Annotated in this window: 11 protein-coding genes and 1 pseudogene; 7 read left to right on the top strand and 5 right to left on the bottom strand. The window is 71.9% G+C overall.

Translation table 11 applies throughout. The annotated features are described in order from the left end of the window. Positions 1-34 precede the first annotated feature (34 nt). A complete protein-coding gene (gene hrpB / locus ACFRMN_RS17005; RefSeq protein ID WP_383019785.1) occupies positions 35-2,617 on the bottom strand; it encodes an ATP-dependent helicase HrpB in 2,583 nt (860 codons plus the stop codon). Positions 2,618-2,709: 92 nt separating this feature from the next. Next, positions 2,710-3,513, bottom strand: a pseudogene (locus tag ACFRMN_RS17000) (class I SAM-dependent methyltransferase); the annotation flags it as partial. 456 nt (positions 3,514-3,969) lie between these two features. On the opposite strand from ACFRMN_RS17000, the gene rpsA reads away from it, so the two are divergent. Beyond that, positions 3,970-5,478, top strand: a complete 1,509-nt coding sequence (gene rpsA, locus ACFRMN_RS16995) for a 30S ribosomal protein S1 (protein WP_030353622.1) — start codon at positions 3,970-3,972, stop codon at positions 5,476-5,478. A 133-nt stretch (positions 5,479-5,611) separates the two neighbouring features. Here rpsA and ACFRMN_RS16990 read toward each other — a convergent pair whose 3' ends face one another. Beyond that, positions 5,612-6,568, bottom strand: coding sequence for a sheath polysaccharide-degrading enzyme (locus ACFRMN_RS16990; RefSeq protein WP_383019783.1), 957 nt, complete (start codon positions 6,566-6,568; stop codon positions 5,612-5,614). A 484-nt stretch (positions 6,569-7,052) separates the two neighbouring features. Here ACFRMN_RS16990 and ACFRMN_RS16985 point away from each other — a divergent pair, with 484 nt between their 5' ends. From ACFRMN_RS16985 to ACFRMN_RS16975, 3 genes are all read left to right on the top strand, one after another. Next, positions 7,053-7,997, top strand: a complete 945-nt coding sequence (locus ACFRMN_RS16985; RefSeq protein WP_383019780.1) for a PAC2 family protein — start codon at positions 7,053-7,055, stop codon at positions 7,995-7,997. A 97-nt stretch (positions 7,998-8,094) separates the two neighbouring features. After that, a complete protein-coding gene (coaE, locus tag ACFRMN_RS16980; RefSeq protein ID WP_383019777.1) occupies positions 8,095-8,700 on the top strand; it encodes a dephospho-CoA kinase in 606 nt (201 codons plus the stop codon). Positions 8,701-8,778: 78 nt separating this feature from the next. Further along, the gene (locus ACFRMN_RS16975; protein ID WP_365742160.1) at positions 8,779-9,156 is read left to right on the top strand and encodes a tetratricopeptide repeat protein; all 378 of its coding nucleotides are present in this window, start codon (positions 8,779-8,781) and stop codon (positions 9,154-9,156) included. A 58-nt stretch (positions 9,157-9,214) separates the two neighbouring features. On the opposite strand, the gene ACFRMN_RS16970 is transcribed toward ACFRMN_RS16975, so the two are convergent. Then, positions 9,215-9,604, bottom strand: a complete 390-nt coding sequence (locus tag ACFRMN_RS16970) for a DUF6343 family protein (RefSeq protein ID WP_383019774.1) — start codon at positions 9,602-9,604, stop codon at positions 9,215-9,217. A 147-nt stretch (positions 9,605-9,751) separates the two neighbouring features. Continuing rightward, complete coding sequence (locus tag ACFRMN_RS16965; protein ID WP_383019772.1) at positions 9,752-10,093, bottom strand: hypothetical protein; 342 nt, start codon at positions 10,091-10,093, stop codon at positions 9,752-9,754. Positions 10,094-10,373: 280 nt separating this feature from the next. Between ACFRMN_RS16965 and ACFRMN_RS16960 the strand changes: the two genes are divergently transcribed. The 3 genes from ACFRMN_RS16960 (at position 10,374) to ACFRMN_RS16950 (ending at position 16,017) form a co-directional block, all read left to right on the top strand. Continuing rightward, on the top strand, positions 10,374-11,372 hold the full coding sequence (locus tag ACFRMN_RS16960; protein ID WP_383019770.1) for a slipin family protein: 999 nt from the start codon (positions 10,374-10,376) through the stop codon (positions 11,370-11,372). A gap of 212 nt (positions 11,373-11,584) precedes the next feature. Next, positions 11,585-14,767, top strand: coding sequence for an SNF2-related protein (locus tag ACFRMN_RS16955; protein WP_383019768.1), 3,183 nt, complete (start codon positions 11,585-11,587; stop codon positions 14,765-14,767). Beyond that, positions 14,764-16,017, top strand: a complete 1,254-nt coding sequence (locus ACFRMN_RS16950) for an SWIM zinc finger family protein (RefSeq protein WP_383019765.1) — start codon at positions 14,764-14,766, stop codon at positions 16,015-16,017. The genes ACFRMN_RS16955 and ACFRMN_RS16950 overlap by 4 nt, the downstream gene beginning before the upstream one ends. Positions 16,018-16,229 lie beyond the last annotated feature (212 nt).

The following is a 16,229-nucleotide window of genomic DNA, read 5'->3' as shown; positions in this document are numbered from 1 at the left end:
TCCGCCGGGGGGGGGGGCGGCGGCGCGTCCGCGCTCAACGCCTCTGGTTCAGACGGCGCGTAGGCACCGCCGTCGAGGGGTCCTCCGGCCACGGATGGCGCGGGTAGCGGCCCCGCAGCTCCGCCCGTACCGCGCGATAGCCCTCGCGCCAGAAGGACGCCAGATCCGCCGTCACCGCCGCCGGCCGGCCCGCCGGGGACAGCAGATGCACCAGCACCGGCACCCCCGCGACCTCCGGAGTCTCGCGCAGACCGAACAACTCCTGGAGCTTCACGGCCAGTACGGGCTGCGGCCCGCCGTACTCCACCCGTACCCGCGAACCGCTCGGCACCTCGATCCGCTCCGGCGCCAGCTCGTCCAGCCGCGCCGCCTCGCCCGTCGTCCAGGGCAGCAGCCGGCGCAGCGCCTGTCCCGCCTCCAGCCGGCCGAGATCCGACCGGCGCCGGGCCCTGGAGAGCTCCGGCTCCAGCCACGCGTCCGCGCGTGCCAGCAGCGCGGCGTCCGAGACATCGGGCCAGCCGCCGCCCAACTCCCGGTGCAGAAAGTCCAGTCGGTCGCGCAGGGCCTGCGCGTCCGGCGTCCAGCGCAGCAGCCCCAGCCCCTCGCGCCGCAGCCCGTCCAGCAGCGCCGCACGCACCAGCCGGCCGTCCGGTGCCCGCAGGGCACGTACGGACAGCTCGACCGCGCCGAGCCGTTCCACCTCCCTGGCGACGACATCGCCGTCCTCCCAGCGCACCTCCTCGCCCGCCACCAGCAGCCGGCCGGCCGCGGCCCGCGCGGTGTCCTCGTCGATGACCGCGGCGAGCCGAACCCGCGCGGAAGCGGCCGAGGCGGGACGGTCCGCGACCGCCACCGCCAGCCAGGGCGCGCCGCGCAGCCGGGAGCCCTCGCCCAGCTCGCCGCCGGTGCCCGACACCATGAGACAGGCGCCCTCACCGCGGGCCCGCGCCACGCGCTCGGGAAAGGCGAGCGCGGCGATCAGCCCGGCGACGGCGTCATCGGACCCGGCACCCCGGCCTCCGGTACCCCGGCCTCCGCCGGACGCGGGCAGCTCCGGTGCACGCTCCAGCCGCCGTACCTCCTGGCGCCAGCGCGCCGCGTAGCCGTCCTCGCCCCGGCGGGCCGTACGCCACGCCGCCGCGAGATCGTCCCCGTACGCGCGCGGCGGCTCCTCGCTCAGCAGGGCCACCACCTCGGCCGCCCGCCGCGTGCCCACCTCGGGCGCGCCGTCCAGCAGAGCGCGGGCCAGCCGGGGGTGCAGCCCGAGCCTGGCCATCCGTACGCCCCGCTCCGTGACCCGCCCGTCCCCGCCACCGCCCCCGCCCCCGTCCCCGTCCCCTTCCACCGCGCCGATCGCGGCCAGTACGGACCGCGCCGCCGCCAGGGCCCCGGCGGGCGGTGGGTCCAGGAGCGCCAGGCCCGCCGCGGACGGGTCGCCCCAGCACGCGACCTGGAGCGCGAACGCCGCCAGATCCGCGACCTTGATCTCGGGGGAGGGGAAGCGGGCCAGCCGGGTGTCCTCGGCCTCCGTCCAGCAGCGGTAGACCGGGCCGGGCGCCTCACGCCCGGCCCGGCCCGCCCGCTGCCGCGCGCCCGCCTGCGACACCCGTACGGTCGCGAGCGCGCTCAGCCCCCGCGCGTGGTCGGTACGCGGCTCGCGCGCCAGCCCCGCGTCCACGACGATCCGTACGCCCGGCACCGTCAGGCTCGACTCGGCCACCGCCGTGGCCAGTACGACGCGACGGCCGCCCGCCGATCCCGCCGAGCCCGATCCCGCCGAGCCCGCCAGGACCGCGTCCTGCACGGCGGCCGGCGCCCGCCCGTGCACCTGAAGGACCTCGGCCCCGGCATCCCCCAGCAGCCCCGCCACCCGGCCGATCTCCCCCACGCCGGGCAGGAAGCAGAGCACATCGCCGTCCCGTTCGGCCAGGGCACGCCGGACCACCGACGCCACATGTGTGAGCAGCGCCGGATCGACCCGCATCCCGTGCGGCGGCCGTACGGGCCCGACGGGCGGCGCCCAGACCACCTCCACCGGATACGACACGCCCCGCGCCTCCACCACCGGCGCGTCCCCCAGCAGCCGCGCCCATCCGGCCGCGTCGGTCGTCGCCGACGCCGCGACGAGCCGCAGCTCCGGCCGCAGCGCGGCCCGTACGTCCAGCAGGAACGCCGCCACGGTGTCCGCGTCAAGATGCCGTTCATGGCACTCGTCGAGGATCACCACATCGACCCCGGCCAGCTCCTGGTCGCGCTGGAGCCGCTGGAGCAGCACCCCGGTGGTCACCACCTCCACCACCGTCGCGCGCCCCACCGCGCGCTCCCCGCGCACCGTGAACCCGACGCGCTCCCCGACCCGCTCCCCGAGCAGCCAGGCCATCCGGCGGGCCGCCGCACGCGCGGCGATCCGGCGCGGCTCGGCGACGATCACCCGCCGTACCGGTCGTGGCGCGGAGCCGTCCCCGACGAGCCCGGCCAGCACCAGCGGAACCAGCGTCGTCTTGCCGGTCCCCGGCGGCGCGCACAGCACCGCGCACCCGTGCTCGTCGAGGGCCCGCTCCAGGGCGGGGACGGCGGTATGTACGGGCAGACTGCCGAGGATGTCGTCGCGGATCACCCGCACAGTGTCGTACGGGGTCCTACGCGCGGACGACCCCGTACGGCCCCGCTCGGTCCCGTACGCGGCCCCCGCTCGGTCCCGTACCCGGGTCAGTCCCGTACGCAGACGAAGATCGCCGTGCCCGGGATCAGGTTCCCGCGCAGCGGGGACCAGCCGCCCCACTCCTGGGTGTTCCAGGCCGGCCACTCCGGCTCCACCAGATCGACCAGCCGGAAGCCGGCGGCCACCACGTCCCGGACCCGGTCACCGACCGTCCTGTGGTGCTCCACATAGACCGCGCGGCCCTCCTCGTCCTGCTCCACGTACGGCGTGCGGTCGAAGTACGAGGCCGTGGCCGACAGGCCCTCGGGCCCCGGCTCGTCGGGGAACGCCCAGCGGACCGGGTGCGTGACGGAGAAGACCCAGCGTCCGCCCGGCCGCAGCACGCGCCGTACCTCGCGGAACACCCCCACCGGATCGGCGACGAAGGGAATGGCGCCATAGGCGGAGCAGGCCAGATCGAAGGAGCCGTCCCGGAAGGGCAGCGCTCCCGCGTCCGCCTCCACGAGCGGGAAGCTCAGCGAACGGCCCTCGCCGATCCGCAGCGCGTGCTGGAGCTGGCGGTGGGAGAGGTCCAGCGCCACCGGGCGCGCGCCCTGCGCCGCCAGCCAGCGCGAGCACTGCGCCGCGCCCGCCCCGATCTCCAGGATGTCCAGCCCCCGCAGGGACTCCTGGGGTCCCAGCAGGCCGGCCTCCACCTCGTCGAGACCTTCGGGGCACCAGACGAAACGGTCGTCGCCGAGGAAGGTGCCGTGCTCGATCTGGTAGTCGTCCGCGTTCCGGTCCCACCAGCCGCGGTTGGCCCGGCTGCTCTTCGTGGTCCCGCTGTCGCGGCGTGTCGCCTCGGGTTCCGTTCCGGGCTCCGTTCCGGGTTCCGTCGCGGGCTCGGCTACGGGCCCGCCGGTGGCGCCCTGGAGAACGGTCCCGTCCGCGATTTCGCGAACGGTTCGGGGTTCGTGCTCTTGGATCATCGTGTCCGTCGTCGTAGTGTGCGAGGAGTCGGCATGGGCCGTTCTGGCCACATGGAACGCTGGTTGTGCCGGGTATGAGAGTTTCCGCCCCCGGTGGGGGCGTTCGCGCATTGACCGTGCCCGGCTGCCCCCGTATGCTAAAGGTTGCGCTGCGGGCTTGCGCGCCTCAGACGTAGCAGCCGCGCTCGCATCTGTATGTAAGTTCCCTCGGTTGTCGAGGCGCTTTCCCTACTGTCCGGGGCCGGCGCTTCCTTGGCTGTCCGGCTTCTGCAGAGGCGATACAGGCTCTCGGCGTAGCAGTACCTACGACTCACTGTCCGCACCGGAGCCCTTTCCCACATGACGAGCAGCACCGAGACCACCGCCACCACCCCGCAGGTTGCGGTCAACGACATCGGTAACGAGGAAGCCTTCCTCGCCGCGATCGACGAGACGATCAAGTACTTCAACGACGGCGACATCGTCGACGGCGTCATCGTGAAGGTCGACCGGGACGAGGTCCTGCTCGACATCGGTTACAAGACCGAAGGCGTCATCCCCTCCCGCGAGCTTTCGATCAAGCACGACGTCGACCCCAACGAGGTCGTCGCCGTGGGCGATGAGATCGAGGCCCTGGTTCTCCAGAAGGAGGACAAGGAAGGCCGTCTCATCCTGTCCAAGAAGCGTGCGCAGTACGAGCGCGCCTGGGGCACGATCGAGAAGATCAAGGAAGAGGACGGCATCGTCACCGGCACCGTCATCGAGGTCGTCAAGGGTGGTCTCATCCTCGACATCGGCCTCCGTGGCTTCCTGCCGGCCTCCCTCGTCGAGATGCGCCGCGTCCGTGACCTCCAGCCCTACGTGGGCAAGGAGCTCGAAGCCAAGATCATCGAGCTGGACAAGAACCGCAACAACGTGGTCCTGTCCCGCCGTGCCTGGCTGGAGCAGACCCAGAGCGAGGTCCGCCAGACCTTCCTCACGACCCTGCAGAAGGGCCAGGTCCGCTCCGGCGTCGTTTCCTCGATCGTCAACTTCGGCGCGTTCGTGGACCTCGGCGGCGTCGACGGTCTCGTGCACGTCTCCGAGCTGTCCTGGAAGCACATCGACCACCCCTCCGAGGTTGTCGAGGTCGGCCAGGAAGTCACCGTCGAGGTCCTCGACGTGGACATGGACCGCGAGCGTGTCTCCCTGTCGCTCAAGGCGACGCAGGAAGACCCGTGGCAGCAGTTCGCCAGGACGCACCAGATCGGTCAGGTCGTCCCGGGCAAGGTCACCAAGCTCGTTCCGTTCGGCGCGTTCGTCCGTGTCGACGAGGGCATCGAGGGTCTGGTGCACATCTCCGAGCTGGCCGAGCGCCACGTGGAGATCCCGGAGCAGGTCGTCCAGGTCAACGACGAGATCTTCGTCAAGGTCATCGACATCGACCTGGAGCGCCGCCGCATCAGCCTCTCGCTGAAGCAGGCCAACGAGTCCTTCGGCAGCGACCCGGCCTCGGTCGAGTTCGACCCGACGCTCTACGGCATGGCCGCGTCCTACGACGACCAGGGCAACTACATCTACCCCGAGGGCTTCGACCCCGAGACCAACGACTGGCTCGAAGGCTTCGAGACCCAGCGTGAGGCGTGGGAGGGCCAGTACGCCGAGGCGCAGCAGCGCTTCGAGCAGCACCAGGCCCAGGTCATCAAGTCCCGCGAGGCCGACGAGGCCGCCGCTGCCGAGGGTGCTGCCGCGCCCGCCGGCGGGGGCAGCGCTCCGGCCGCCTCCGGTGGTGGCTCGTACTCCTCGGAGTCCGCGGACAACTCCGGCGCCCTGGCGTCGGACGAGGCGCTGGCCGCCCTTCGCGAGAAGCTGGCCGGTGGCCAGAGCTGACGCTCCGGTCCCGTTCGTAGGTAGCTGAACGTAAGGCCCGTTCCCCCTCGGGGGAGCGGGCCTTACGCGTGCGTGGACTCGTCTGTGCGTGGACTCGTGCGTGGAGGTGACCTGGATCAGGGGGTGACCTGGATCAGGGGGTGACGGTGATGTTGGTCAGGCCCTTGCCACCGGTCACGGAGTTGCTGCCGTAGACGGTGGTACGGCAGCTCGAACTGTTGTTGGTGACATTGATGGCGAGCTGGTTGGCGCCCGAGGAGCCGCGCAGATCCGAGGTGTTGGAGCGGAAGACGGTCCCGCAGCCCCAGCCGCTCTGCTGGGTGTGCGTCTCATAGCCGTTGTTGCTGGTGTTCTTGCCGGTGTTGCCCTCGACAAGGACGTTGTTGCCCTTGACGTCCACCCAGGAGTCGTCGTAGTTGGCGCCGGTGAGGCCGTCGCCGTCGAAGGTGTTGCCGATGACGCGCGCGCCGGTGGTGCCTTCCTTGATGTCGATGTTCTCGCCGCCGACGTCAGGGCCGATGGTGTTGTTGAGGATCTGCGCGTTGTCGCTGCGGTCGGACAGGGTGTTGGCGCTGCCGACGTACACGCCCTCGCCCATGCCCCGGCCGTCGTTGCCGGTGTCGTAGATCCGCGAGTTCTTCAGGACGCCGTCGCTGCTGGACTGGCGGAAGTGCACGCCCTCCATGTCCAGGTTGTGCACGGTCACGGAGTCGATGACGACCCCGTTGGCCCCGTCCGTCACGATGCCCTTCTGCGCGTCGGTGACGGTGAGTCCCTTGACGGTCCAGTACGCGGCCCCGTTGAGGTGCAGGCCGTAGCCCCCGCCGCCGGTGGTGAGGATCGCGGCGGACGAACCGGTGAGAGTGATGCGAGAGCCGGATGTGCCGGGTGTCGTCGCCTTGAAGTTCCCCTGGTACGTACCGTCGGCGAGCTGGATCGTATCGCCGGGACGTGCCGCGGTGAGGGCCGACTTGAGCTGGGCGGCGGTCGACACCTGAATGACCGCGGCGGCGCCGGTGGGGGCGGCCCCGGCGGTCGGGGCGGCGAGCAGGGGGGTCAGCAGAGCAGGAAGCAGCGTGCGGATGCGCATGGGGGGAGCCTTCCCGTTGAGGTCCGAGTCCTGGCGGCTCTGTTCTCTTATATGGACGATGGTCGCGTCCGTGAACTTGACTGCTGCCCCGTGACGGTAGGGACGCGCCCTGGGCATGTCAAGGTCTGGACCAATACCGGCCCGGGCGCCGCGGTTGGCGGTCGCGATGGACTGCTGCCATGAACCGGCGTCCCCGTCGGTCGCTCACGAACGTGAACGCGAGTGAGTGCGCTGCGACGAGAGCGCAGGCGCTGTGACGAGAGCGCAGGCGTGACGAACGAGAAGGGCCGGGCTGACCGGCCCCGTGCGCTCCCGGGACCGTTGAGGCCGATGTGTGCGGCTGTGTTTCCGAGTTGCTCCGCCAAGACCACCGACACGTCCCGCGCGTGAGCGTCACATCGCGGGGGTTAGTTCCACGGAGGACGGGGAATGCCCGCGCCCTGTGGGGCGTTCTTCGTTATGAACACGAGGAGGAGCGGTAATCGTGCTTGATCCGCAGGGTTTGTACGAATGGGAGCCCAAAGGCCTCGCCGTCGTCGACATGGCACTGGCGCAGGAGTCGGCGGGCTTGGTCATGCTGTACCACTTCGACGGCTATATCGACGCGGGTGAGACCGGCGACCAGATCGTCGAGAACCTGCTGGAGTCGCTGCCCCACCAGGTGGTGGCCCGTTTCGACCACGACAGGCTGGTCGACTACCGCGCACGGCGCCCGCTGCTGACCTTCCGGCGCGACCGCTGGGCCGACTACGAGACGCCGACTCTCGACGTACGGCTCGTACAGGACGCCACCGGCGCGCCGTTCCTGCTGCTGTCCGGGCCCGAACCGGATGTGGAGTGGGAGCGCTTCGCGATGGCCGTACGGCAGATCGTCGAGCGCCTTGGGGTGCGTCTTTCGGTCAACTTCCACGGCATCCCGATGGGCGTTCCGCACACCCGCCCCGTGGGTGTGACCCCGCACGGCAACCGCACCGACCTCATGCCCGGCCACCGCAGCCCCTTCGACGAGGCGCAGGTACCGGGCAGCGCCGAGTCGCTGGTCGAGTACCGGCTGATGCAGGCGGACCACGACGTACTCGGGGTCGCCGCGCACGTACCGCACTATGTCGCCAGGTCCTCGTACCCCGACGCGGCGCTGACCGCCCTGGAGGCGATCACGGCCGCGACCGGCCTGGTGCTGCCGAGCGTCGCGCACTCGCTCCGTACGGAGGCGCAGCGCACCCAGACCGAGATCGAGCGGCAGTTGGGCGAGGGGGACGAAGAACTGGTCACGATGGTGCAGGGGCTTGAGCACCAGTACGACGCGATCGCGGGCGCGGAGACCCGCGGCAATCTGGTCGCCGAGCCGGCGGAACTGCCGTCCGCCGATGAGATCGGCCGCGAGTTCGAGAAGTTCCTCGCGGAGCGGGAAGGCGAGGGCGGCGCGTAGGTCCTGTCCGGTCAGGGGCCGCGGCGGCCGTACGGACTCCCCCGGGAGCCGTACGGCCGCCCGCTGTTGGAGTACGGGGCACGTCTAGGCTGGCCGCATGCTGAGGTTGGGACTCACGGGCGGAATCGGTGCGGGAAAGAGCGAGGTCTCGCGCCTGCTGACCAGTTACGGAGCGGTGTTGATCGACTCCGACCGGATCGCGCGCGAAGTGGTGGAGCCGGGGACGCCCGGTCTCGCGGCCGTGGTGGCCGAATTCGGACCGGAGGTACTGACGCCGGACGGCGGTCTCGACCGGCCGAAACTCGGCGGAATCGTCTTCGGCGATCCGGACCGGCTGCGGGCGCTGAACGCGATCGTGCACCCACTGGTCCGCGCGCGCTCGGCCGAACTGGAGACGGCGGCGGGACCGGACTCGATCGTGGTGCACGATGTGCCGCTGCTTGTCGAGAACGGCATGACGGCGCTGTACGACCTGGTCGTGGTCGTGGACGCCTCGCCGGAGACCCAGCTCGACCGGCTCGTACGGCTGCGGGGAATGGCCGAATCCGAGGCCCGCAAGCGCATGGCGGCCCAGGCCACCCGCGAGCGGCGCCGCGCCGCCGCGGATGTCGTGATCGATAACGACGGTCCACTGGAGCGGCTGGAACCGCAGGTCAGACGGGTATGGCAGACGCTGAGGGAACGCGCTGCGACCGGGAGCTGACCGTCGGCGCGGGCCGATATGAGGAATAGCGTCGTCATACGCGGCGTTGAACGCGCGCAGCTAGGGAAGGATGCGACCGTGCCCGAGAGTCCGGAAACCCACGTCATCGACTATCGCGCGGCGGAGCAGCTCCTCGCCGCGCGGGATCCGCGCGGGGCCGTGAAGCTGCTCGACTCGGTGATCGCGGCCCATCCGGAGAACACCGCGGCCCGGCTGCTGCGCGCCCGTGCGTTCTTCGCCGCCGCTCAACTGCGGCCCGCGGAGCTCGAATTCGAGCTGGTGCTGGAGCGGGAGCCGGACAACGCGTTCGCCCATTTCGCGCTGGCCCGCACCTATGAGCGCTCAGGACGCCCCGAGCAGGCGAAACGCCACTTCAGGCTGGCGGCGGCGCTGGACCCCAAGCCGGAGTATGTGAAGGCGGCCCAGTTCGACGCGGAGCCGCGCGCCGACGACTGACCGTCGCGGCGCCGACGACTGACCCTCGCCGCGCCGACGACTGACCGTCGTGGACCGGTCATGGATGATGACCGTGCGCGTCGTGATGCCGGAATCGGCCACCGCGCTGCGCGGGGTCCGGCTCACGCATCCACTCGCGGACCCGACTGCCGAGATCATGGTCGAGACTCCGCTCGCGATCCGGATCCGAGCCATGGCGCCCCGGCTCGTACGGAGGGACGTCCCTCCCCGGCTGATAACGCGACCCCTGCCTGAGGTGCCGCAGGACCAGAACCAGATTCGCTACGACGATCAGCAGCAGCACGCCGCAGGCGAGTGCCCACCCGAAGCGCCCGGTGATCGCGAACGCCGTCGTTCCGAAGGCGGTCCAGATCAGACCCCATACGCTCAGCCAGAACCGTGTCCGCAGCGGACTGCGCGCGGTGACAGGCTCACTCCCGGTGCGCATGACTCTCCACCTCCACCTCCCATACGCCCCCACGGGCCCCCTACCCGGGTATGCGGCTTTTGACCCCTTCTGGGGCCCGGCGCACCCGGCACCCGGCACCCGGCACCCGGCGCCTGGTGCCCGACGCCCGGCGTCCGACGTCCGACGTCAGTGCACGATCGTGTAGCTGCGCCACGGTCCTTCGCCGGGGGCGATCACATCGGACAGCGTGGTGGCGAGGTACGTCGTGCCCCTGCCCGTGCAGTCGGGCGTCCCGTACATCACGAAGTCGACCAGGGTGCGGTTCGTGACCGCGACGGCGCCGCCGGGCGCGAGGCGGTGGCAGCCCGTGACCAAGGGGTTGGAGATCTGGATATGCCGACCGCGCGGGGTGTCGTACGCGACGGTCCCCACGGCGTTCCGGCCGAGACCGGAGCAACCGGCGACGGTGACGGTCAGGAACGCGGCCCCGGCAGCGATGCCGAGGCGCCGGTGATGGGTCACGGACATGAGCGGGTCCTCGTCTGTGCGGAGTGCTCGGCCACGGGGATGAATGCGGGTGGCAGGGGTGCGGGTGCCAGGGGTGCCGGTGGGGGTGGTGGGTACGGGTGAGCCTGCTGGTCACACTGCCGGATCCCCGGGACGGCGGCACCCGATGTGCGGCCGGCCGGGCTATGCGGTCCTGCGGCTACGGGCCGGTAATTCCCCGACGCGCACTTCTCGACCGCCGGTCATACAAGGCATACCGTGGTTATTAGCACCTCGGTCCGGCGTCGTCAGGGGGCCCAAGATGGTCGAGGAACTGGTCATTGCCGTCATCGCGGCGGTATGCGCGTGCGGGCTGTACGCGATGGCTGCCGCGCGGGTCGTCAGGCAGTACGAACGAGGCGTGGTCTTCCGCCTCGGAAGGCTGCAGGAAGGAATCCGAGGACCCGGATTCACCACAATCCTTCCGTTCGTGGACAAGTTGCACAAAGTCAATATGCAGATCGTGACGATGCCGGTGCCGGCCCAGGACGGCATCACGCGGGACAACGTGACCGTGCGCGTGGACGCCGTGATCTATTTCAAGGTGGTCGACGCGGCGGAGGCGCTGATCCGGGTCGAGGACTACCGGTTCGCGGTGTCGCAGATGGCGCAGACGTCTCTGCGGTCGATCATCGGCAAGAGCGATCTGGATGATCTGCTGTCCAACCGGGAGAAGCTGAATCAGGGCCTGGAGCTGATGATCGACAGCCCGGCGATCGGCTGGGGCGTGCAGATCGACCGCGTCGAGATCAAGGATGTGTCGCTGCCGGAGACCATGAAGCGGTCGATGGCGCGCCAGGCCGAGGCCGACCGTGAGCGCCGCGCCCGGGTGATCAACGCGGACGCGGAGCTGCAGGCGTCGAAGAAACTCGCCGAGGCGGCCAAGCAGATGTCCGGCCAGCCCGCCGCGCTTCAGCTGCGGCTGTTGCAGACGGTCGTGGCGGTCGCCGCCGAGAAGAACTCGACACTCGTCCTGCCCTTCCCCGTCGAACTGCTGCGTTTCCTCGAACGTGCCACACCGGCCGAGGCGGTCCAGGCCGTGCAGGCGGTCTCGGGAGCCGTGCAGGCGGCCCCGTCGCCTCCCGCCGACCAGCCCGTCGCGGCCGCCGCCGACCAGCCCGCCGCCGACCTGCCCGCTGCGCCCACCGCCGACCTCACGACGCCCGATCTCAGCACGCGGCCCAAGGTGTCGTCCGTACCCACGTCGGCGCCACCGCTGGACGAGAAGCCGCCGAAGCGGCAGGACGCGCAGCCCGTCTGAGCCCGTTCCGCACCGCGCACTCGGAGACCGGAGAAGCCGGACGACCCCGCGGTCGAGCACCGCGGGGTCGTCCTTTTCGCCGCCGCCCTCGTACTGCCCGGGACTACTCGCTGAGCTGCGGAAACGTCATATCGAGATCGACTGTCAGACCCCCGGCCTAGACTCGCAGAGGAATCAGATCCTGAGGCGATGGCCGGGCGGGAAGGGAGTCGATGACCGTGGTGCAATCCGTGCATACCCATGCATCTCCGCCCGCGCACGCCGCGACGGCTGCCCTGGCCCGCTGCGCCGCGGTCTTCCTGCCCGCCGGGCTGCCGCGCGAGGGCCGGGTCGCCTTCTGGTCCCCGGAGGGCGAGCTGCCCGGCGAGCTGCCCGCCGGTGCCCTCGGCGAAGCGGGTTCGGCGCCTGGCGCGGCAGGCGATTCGGGCGCGGCAAGCGATCCGGGCGCGGCAAGCGATCCGGGCGCTGCCGGGCTCGGGCCGGGGGAACTGACGGTCGTACGGCCTCGGGGTGACGGCGGGGACGATGTCCATACGCGCACCGTCCCCGCCGTGCTGCTGTCCGTCGCCGACGCGATCCCGCTGCTGCTGCGCGCGCGGCGCGACAGGGCCGCGCATCCCGCCGCCGCGTGCTGGGGCGCCGCCGCGCTGCACGCGCTCCAGCTGGCCGGGCGCGGCAGACTGCTGCCCGGTCTCACCGCGTCCGACCACGACGCCTGGCGCGCCGGACCGCTCGACGCCGATGACATCGCGCAGCTGAGGGCCATCGCCGCGGCCATGCCCCCCGAGGCCCATGCCGTGCCGATCCCGGAGCTGAGCCCGCTCCAGCTGCCCGACCCGGAAGCCCTGGTACGGGCGTTCCTCGACGCGGTGGCGGATTCCCTGCCGCGTACGCCCGCGGCCGCCTACGCGGCGGGCGCGCCGTTCGCCGCCAGGGAGGCACAGCATCTGCCGGGCGCCCGGACCTGGGCGGCGGAGGCGGCGGCCGGTATGGACGCTGGGGTACGGGTCTCGCTGCGCCTCGACCTCTCCGCGTACGACCTCTTCGACCAAGCCGAGCAAGCCGATCAAGCCGAACAAGCCGATCAGGCCGAGCAAGCGGAGACCGATCCGGTCCCGGGTACGGGGACGGACTCCGGCCGCGCGGAAGCCGCCCCCGGCCCGAGCGCGGGAGCTGACATCGGGCCCGGCGCCGACGAGTCTCAGGTCGTCCGGCGGGCCGGGGCGGCCCTCGTTCAGATCCACAGTCTGGCCGACCCGACCCTGGTCATCGACGCCTCAGGGCTCTGGGCCGGCCACGGCGACGAGAGCTTCGGCCCGCGTGCCCGGATCGACGCGATGCTCGCCCTGCGGCGCGCGGCGCGCGTCTGGACCCCACTCGCCCGGCTGCTGGAGCGGGATGTCCCCGACGCGCTGCCGCTCTCCGAGGAGGAGCTGTACGAACTGCTCGGCCCGGGGGCGGCCCGCCTCGCCGCCGCGGGGGTCGCCGTCCACTGGCCGAGGGAGCTGGCCCGTACGCTCACCGCCGCCGCGGTCGTCCGCCCCGCGCCCGGCTCGGCCACCGACGGTACGCCGTTCTTCGACAGCGCCGAACTGCTCAGGTTCAACTGGCAGTTGGCGCTCGACGGCGATCCCCTCACCGAGAAGGAGATGGACGCGCTCGCCGAGTCGCACCGGCCGATCGTGCGGCTGCGCGACCAATGGGTCGTCGTCGACCCGGTTCTCGTACGGAAGGCGCGCAAGCGGGAGCTGGGGCTGCTTGAGCCGGTCGACGCGCTCGCCGTGGCCCTGACCGGCACCGCCGAGGTGGACGGCGAGACGGTGGAAGCGGTCCCGACCGGTGCGCTGGCCGCGCTGCGCGACCGTCTCACCACCGGCCCGGCCGCGATCGCCCAGCCACCCGCACTCGCCGCGACCCTGCGCGACTACCAACTGCGCGGTCTCGCCTGGCTGGATCTGATGACCTCCCTCGGTCTCGGCGGCTGTCTCGCGGACGACATGGGTCTCGGCAAGACGGTCACGGTCATCGCCCTCCATCTGCACCGGGCCCGCACCGCCCCCACGCTTGTCGTCTGCCCCGCTTCTCTCCTGGGCAACTGGCAGCGCGAGATCACCCGGTTCGCGCCCGGCGTCCCCGTACACCGATTCCATGGCGCCGGGCGGACCCTGGCCGGGGTCTCGGGGGCCGGGGTCCCGGAGGACGGGGGCTCAGGGGCCGGGGTCTCGGGGGCCGGGGGCCCGGGCGGCTTCGTGCTCACCACGTACGGCACGATGCGCAGCAGCGCCGACGCACTGGCCGCGCACGGCTGGGGGATGGTCGTCGCCGATGAGGCCCAGCACGTCAAGAACCCCTTCTCGTCCACCGCCAAGGCGCTCCGTACGATCCCGGCGCCCGCCAGGATCGCGCTCACCGGCACGCCCGTCGAGAACAACCTGTCCGAGCTGTGGGCGCTGCTCGACTGGACCACCCCTGGGCTGCTCGGCCCGCTCAAGGCGTTCCGGGCACGCCACGCGCGGATCGTGGAGAACGTCGAGAACGCGAAGAGCGCCGACATCAAGGACGTGGAGAACGAGGAGGCGGTGGAGCGGCTGTCCCGGCTGGTCCGGCCGTTCCTGCTGCGCAGGAAGAAGTCCGACCCCGGGATCGTGCCCGAGCTGCCGCCCAAGACGGAGAGCGATCATCCCGTCGCGCTCACCCGTGAACAGGCGTCGCTCTACGAGGCGGTCGTCCGCGAGACGATGGCCGCCATCGAGGCGGCCGAGGGCATCGCGCGCCGCGGCCTCGTCATGAAGCTGCTCACCGCCCTCAAACAGATCTGCAACCACCCCGCGCAGTATCTGAAGGAGGACACGGCCCGGCTCACCGGCCGTTCCGGCAAGCTCGCCCTCCTCGACGAATTGCTCGACACGATCCTCGCGGAGGACGGCTCCGTCCTGCTCTTCACCCAGTACGTATCGATGGCGCGGCTCCTCTCCGCACATCTCGCGGCGCGCGCCATCCCGTCCCAGCTCCTGCACGGCGGCACGCCTGTCGCCGAGCGCGAGCGCATGGTGGACCGGTTCCAGTCCGGCGCGGTCCCGGTCTTCGTCCTCTCCCTGAAGGCGGCGGGCACCGGTCTCAATCTGACCAGGGCCGGCCATGTCATCCACTTCGACCGCTGGTGGAACCCGGCCGTGGAGGAACAGGCCACGGACCGCGCGTACCGCATCGGCCAGACCCAGCCCGTACAGGTACACCGGCTGATCGCGGAGGGCACGGTCGAGGACAGGATCGCCGACATGCTTTCGTCCAAGCGGGCGCTGGCCGACGCGGTCCTCGGCTCGGGCGAGGCGGCCCTGACCGAGCTGACCGACCGGGATCTCGCGGATCTGGTCTCTCTGCGGAGGCTGTCATGACCCCCCGCCGCGCCCCCGCCCCGAGGCACGACGACCGCCGGCGTACGTTCCCCGCGCTGCCCCCGCGGCCCGGCGCCGCGCGCGACTTCGCCACCACCTGGTGGGGCAACGCGTGGGTGGAGTCCATGGAGGACACCGCGCTCGACACGGCCCGCCTCCAGCGCGGCCGTGCCTACGCGGGCGGCGGCCATGTCGACGCGATCACCGTCACCCCGGGCCGGGTCATGGCGTACGTCCACGGTTCGAGGCCCCGCCCGTACCGTACGGAGATCCGCCTCCGTACCCTCGACGACACCGGCTGGGAGGATCTTCTCGACGCGGCGGCGGCCCGCCCCGACCACATCGCCGCCCTGCTCGACAAGGACATGCCGCACACCCTCGCGGCGTCGGCGGATCTGCTCCCCACCGGGGGCGATCTGACCCCCGACTGCTCGTGCCCGGACGACGGTTACCCGTGCAAGCACGCCGCCGCCCTCTGCTATCAGACGGCGCGACTCCTCGATGAGGACCCGTTCGTGCTGTTCCTGATGCGCGGTCGTGGCGAACATGAGGTGCTGGCCGATCTCACCCGGCGCAACGCCACCCGCTCGGCGGCCGAACGGACCACCGCCGCACCGCCGATGCCCACGGTCGAGGCGCGCGTCGCCCTCGCGCCACGTACGCGCCCGGTGCTTCCGCCGCCGTTCCCCGTTCCCGCGCAGCCGGGCCGCCCGCCCGTCTATCCGCAGACCCCCGGCGCGCCCGACCCGCTCGCTCTCGATCTGCTCGCCACCGAAGCGGCGGCCCGCGCCCATACGTTCCTGACCACCGGCCTCGACCCCATCGGCGCCCTCACCCCCTGGCAGGACGCGGTACGGCTCGCCGCCGCCCATCCCGGCTCCGGGCTGACCGCCTCCACCCGCGCCCTCTACCGGGACCTGGCCACCGCACTCGACCGCACGCCCACCGATCTGGCCCGGGCCGTGGCGGCCTGGCGCCAGGGCGGCCTGGCGGGCCTCGCCGTACTGGAAGAGCCCTGGGACCCGCCCGCCGGCCCCTTCGACCGCGCCCGCCCCGCCCTGGCCGCCGCCGACTTCCCTCATTTCCGCCCCTGGCGCAACCGCCTCTCCACCCCGTCCCTCCAGCTCCGCTTCGGCCGCGACGCCCTCTGGTACGGATACGAGTCAGACCGGGACAGAGAGGACTGGTGGCCCCGGGGAACCCCTGACACCGACCCGGTGGGTGCCCTGACGGCCCTGCTCGGGCGGTGACGCGGAGGGTGCCATCGGACGACCGAAGCCGGGGGTACGGGAAGCCGGGGGTACGGGAAGCGGGGGCTACGAGAAGCCGGGGGTACGGGTCGGCCGCGCCGTACCGCTGCGCGCGCTCGCTCCGTACCCCCGGCCTCGTCAGCCGCCATGTCCGCCCGCCCCGAGGGGTCTGATCTCCCCGCGGGTCAGGCGGAGTTGGCGATCGGACCGGG

Origin of the sequence: Streptomyces sp. NPDC056835 (genome assembly GCF_042789485.1) — a bacterium.
In the GTDB taxonomy this organism is placed as follows: domain Bacteria; phylum Actinomycetota; class Actinomycetes; order Streptomycetales; family Streptomycetaceae; genus Streptomyces.
Note: the sequence above shows the minus strand (reverse complement) of the source record. Positions and strands in the feature narration are given on the sequence as shown.